Below are 4,663 nucleotides of genomic sequence, written 5' to 3' on the forward strand. Positions count from 1 at the left end.
ATGCTACATTCCCTTCTGCAATTCGTAGGCGTTACGCCTAACTTGCGATGCAACGGACGCCTCGTCGACCGTTTCGGTGCTCTATGAACGATTTCCGGCTCGGCGCCGCTGATCTTGGTTGTTAGGCGTCACTAAAGATGCGTTATCACTTTTCAGAAAATGATGGATGGATGGCGGGTTTTGGGCTGATAGCTCTCGGAATCACCATGTACGGCACCATTGGGTACAGGTTGGCCTACGGTACTCAGTTAATTCCTAAATCGTGGTCTGAGCGAACTATAGATCTTCTCGTATTGACATTTACTTCGTGCATTTACGTGTCTGCCACTATTGCCTATATAAAATACTATAAAAATGCTCATATCGGTATACCCGTCGCCATATTGATTATGGCAGTTATCATAAAAATATGTATCAACTTTTTAAGCCGGCAAATTTTTGGTGAAAATTTCGATGATTAAGTTGTTGTCCGTGATGCCTAACAATGCGTTGCAACGGACGCCTCGTCGAACCCGTAGGGTGCTTGGCGAACTGTTGCTGGTTCGGCGCCGCTGAACTTGGTTGTTAGGCGTCACGAATCATATCTTTCTCTAAATCCTCAATGTTCTTAAATCACACCCCTTGTGATTAATTATACAATAACTGATTACGGCCATATCTTATATTAAAATATTGGCGTTATAGATCTCAAAAATGTGGCGCGTGGTGTGATTTCTATGCTGAATACCCACAATTTTCCCCTAATATGGTAATTACTCTTCTTCTATTCTTCGGCGTTACGCCTAACTTGCGATGCAACGGACGCCTCGTCGGGCGCGTAGGGGGCTTGGCGAAACGTTGCTGGCTCGGCGCCGTTGATCTTGGTTGTTAGGCATCACTCGCAATGACCCCTTCAAAAATTCTTGGTATTCTTACCTATAAATTTGATTTGGTAACTCCTGCTACAGTAATTGTAGGGGTTATATCAGGTGCAATTGTATGGCATGCAGCTGGACCACTTAAGTCTCTTTACAATGAATTGGGCATCGACCCAGGCTGGTTTACCTGGGCAATGTGTTCTCCAATGTTTGCGAGTGTGCTATGGGGATCAACAATCGGATATTTATTGTTGATGAAAAAAATGGACGATACAAAATTAAAGGTAGTTATTAAAAATAACTATGTCGTTTTATTTGTAATCTTGATGATAGTATATGTCGCAACAGTCCTCAAGCAGGTGGATCATGTTATGCATTTACAAATGTCGTGAAATACGTGATGCCTAACAAATGGATGCAACGGACGCCTCGTCGGGCGCGTGGGGTGGATCGCGAACGGTCAATGGCTCGGCGCCGCTGATCCAGGTTGTTAGGCATCTGAAGTACTACGATATGCCAAATCCCAAATCATTTCTATTGTTGCTGGCTATATGCATGGCGCCCAGTTGGGCCTCGGAAGTTGAAAAAATTGAAGAATTCATTTCAAATAAGCCAATTGTTGAGCCAATGGATTCAAAAACATTAAAGCAATCCTATACAATTGACGATGTATGTACAAAGGCGAAAGAATTAAAGGGAACAGAAACCGAAGATGAAGTGATTAGAAAGCTGGGGATTCCGTCGTTTTACGGCGCCAAATCTATTACCTATTTGCCCATATCCGATGAAGGCCATATATTGCTGAATACGTCAGGGGGCATAGTCCAGGTGTTTCTAAAAGATAAGGTGCTTCAGAAAGTGAAGATTACCCCTAAGGGCGTTAAGGAAAATGATTCGGTGATAATTCTGCGACCAAAATAGTGGTCAGATGCCTAACAAATCGTTGAAGTGGACGCCCTGTCGTGCGATTTCTTCGCTTTGCGGACCCATCCGGCAGGTCGCCACTTAACTCGGTTGTTAGGCATCTAAAATTCAATGGATACTGTGAGCTTGGTTTTTAAGTGCTTCGAAAAGAAGTATCGTAGTGAATTGAATATAATTCCGGAACCCGGAAGAAGCATAGTCGTGGTAGTATCGGTTAAAGGTGTGATTGATAATGGCGGTTTCCATTATTTTATGGAACGCGATCTTCCGGAAAAAACGCGACATGCCGAGACGGCAGAATCATTTAGAATAATTGGTCAAGGTGAAGTAGCATTGATGATTGAGACTGCCTGTGAACTCGTTGGCGATGTTCGTGGGTTAAATTACGAGCAACGAAAAGAACGATTGGAACGATATAGTGAAATTATCCAAAAACTTGATTCAGACTTCTATAGATGGTCTGACAGAATCGATGCTGCTCTTGAACTTATGGTAAGAAATTTCTGTTCAGTGATGGCTACAACGATGCCTAACTTGCGATGCAACGGACGCCTCGTCGACCGTTTCCGTGCTTTATGAACGATTATCGGCTCGGCGCCGCTGATCTTGGTTGTTAGGCATCATTGAATAAAAATTTCTTACGTGCGTAAACGCAGTGAAAATTACGAAATTTGTGATTAAATATATATTTATAATAATTGGCGGTCTAATGACTGTATATTTGTTGGGTTTTATTATCTTGCGAATTTTACTGCATGAAGTCATTCCAACCACCTCGGGAATTATATATCACAATACCCATTTCCCAATCGGCCGCGCTAGCTCATTTGGATTTTTTACTTACTATCCTATTTTGTGCGCCGATAAGCATTTTACAGGTAGGGAAGCAATATTAGATTTAGGCTCTGGTTATGGCCATGACTTTAGCTGGATAGCGATACCATAATTATTATAAAAATAAAATTTATAAACTTCTATTCAAAAATCTACTGTACTGATGCCTAACAATGTGATGCAACGGACGCCTCGTCGACCGTTTCTGTGCTTTATGAACGATTTTTGGCTCGGCGCCGCTGATCTTGGTTGTTAGGCGTCTGAATGACAAATATTTTGTACTATTTTCGTCCAGGTGAAGAAGCGAGGATGCTTGCAAGGTGCCAATTCGGAATAAATGGAAAACGGGAATGTGGTGCGATTCTAACATATCCAATTAAAGGGTATCCTTGGCGAAAAAATATCATCAAAGATTTCACATTTAACTTAGACCGTGATGTAATAGCCACTTTATTTGGGGAAGTTGTTAGATTAAAAACATATTTTCCAAATGAATGCCTTACTAATGACCAACTGTGGTCTGATAAATCAGAAAAGGCCAATGCAATTACACGTGAAGCTACTTCAGGTATTCTATGTCATACTATCGGAACAATGCGCAATGGAAAGGATTGGGATGAATATTTCTCGATGCGTGAAGATTCGCAGGCGCTTTTATCTTCAATGCTATATATAACCATAGCAAGACTCATTGCCCCATATGAAATTCCTAAATGCTGACTATTTTAACGACGCCTAACTTGCGATGCAACGGACGCCTCGTCGTGCGGTTCTTGTGCTTGGCTAACCGTCATTGGCTCGGCGCCGCTGATCTTGGTTGTTAGGCGTCACGAATGATGTCTTTCTCCGTTCCCTTGATATTCACGGATCACATTATCCGTGATCAAGTACACGATAACCGATTACGGCCATATCCTTTTCTTAAATTCGTGGCGTTACAGATTTTAAGAAAGTTGCGCGTGGGGCGGTTCCTGCGATGATCACGGCTCAATTCCACTCCTGCGATGCTAAATTCACTTCTGCTATTCTTTGGCGTTACGCCTAACTTGCGATGCAACGGACGCCTCGTCGACCGTTTCTGTGCTCTATGAACGATTACCGGCTCGGCGCCGCTGATCTTGGTTGTTAGGCGTCACGAAAAATGCACTCTAAATCGACATTCTTCTTTCTATTATTAAACTTTATATTTGCCCTCGGGCTATATGTGGCTTTATTTTATGTTCATTATTCCAAGCATGGGATAAATGAGCGGGGATTTTACCTGGTAACTAAGTATACCTTTTGGGTATACCTTACAGTGTTGGCCTCAAATATTCCCATTATTTATCTTTTGTGTAAAAACAAACAGGTTCATATTTATTTCAAGGTAATCTATTTCATTGGATTTAGCGGCATTGGAATGATAGGACTCATTGTACTTGGGATTTGTCACACGATATCGCACCAGGGTAAAGGATTTGGCGCTGAACCTCTCGGTGTTGAACATGATAAATTTCTTCCGTATCCATAAAAAGATGACGCCTAACTGGCGATGCAACGGACGCCCCGTCGGGCGCGTCCTTAGTTTTTCGTGGCGCATCCTGCGGGTCGCCGCTGATCTTGGTTGTTAGGCATCGGGAATTCAATATTTACTAAGATAGAAGCATGGAAAACAATGAAATATCTCATTATCATTTTTCTAAATTTATTCATAAACATATTAAATGCACTAGAAATACCGAAGAATATTGATGATTTAACCTCATTAACCATCGACCTTGATGTTATAAGGGACAATAAAATCATAAGTTGTCGCCTTTCATTCATTGGTGAAAACAAGGGAAAGCTCTTACTGCGTGAGACGGGTAAGGTAAATAACGAAACAAAAACACCACAGACAATCATTATCGATAAAGAAAAAGCCGAAGTGGTGTGGGGTCATTGGTAACCGCTCATCCAAGCCGCTCAGAGTCCAGCCGCAGTCAATCTGACGGATTTTCGTCAGTGTCAGCGGACGAAAATGCGTCGATGTGTCAGGCGACCTTGCGTCGCTGGGCAGCGTATACTGC

At 42.3% G+C, this 4,663-nt stretch carries 6 protein-coding genes; all 6 read left to right on the top strand.

The annotated features are described in order from the left end of the window. The first annotated feature begins 883 nt into the window (after positions 1–883). Positions 884–1,249 (top strand): hypothetical protein, encoded by a 366-nt coding sequence (locus tag H0W64_12640; protein ID MBA3662561.1) that lies wholly within the window; start codon positions 884–886, stop codon positions 1,247–1,249. 19 nt (positions 1,250–1,268) lie between these two features. Beyond that, the gene (locus H0W64_12645; GenBank protein MBA3662562.1) at positions 1,269–1,778 is read left to right on the top strand and encodes a hypothetical protein; all 510 of its coding nucleotides are present in this window, start codon (positions 1,269–1,271) and stop codon (positions 1,776–1,778) included. A gap of 204 nt (positions 1,779–1,982) precedes the next feature. Then, positions 1,983–2,360 (top strand): DUF4375 domain-containing protein, encoded by a 378-nt coding sequence (locus H0W64_12650; GenBank protein MBA3662563.1) that lies wholly within the window; start codon positions 1,983–1,985, stop codon positions 2,358–2,360. 130 nt (positions 2,361–2,490) lie between these two features. Further along, positions 2,491–2,727: a hypothetical protein gene (locus H0W64_12655; protein ID MBA3662564.1), complete on the top strand. Its 237-nt coding sequence runs from the start codon at positions 2,491–2,493 to the stop codon at positions 2,725–2,727. 152 nt (positions 2,728–2,879) lie between these two features. Next, positions 2,880–3,335, top strand: coding sequence for a hypothetical protein (locus H0W64_12660; GenBank protein MBA3662565.1), 456 nt, complete (start codon positions 2,880–2,882; stop codon positions 3,333–3,335). A gap of 934 nt (positions 3,336–4,269) precedes the next feature. Then, positions 4,270–4,542, top strand: coding sequence for a hypothetical protein (locus H0W64_12665; GenBank protein MBA3662566.1), 273 nt, complete (start codon positions 4,270–4,272; stop codon positions 4,540–4,542). The last annotated feature ends 121 nt before the right edge of the window (positions 4,543–4,663 follow it).

Source organism: Gammaproteobacteria bacterium (genome assembly GCA_013816845.1).
Lineage (GTDB): Bacteria > Pseudomonadota > Gammaproteobacteria > DSM-16500 > DSM-16500 > Aquicella.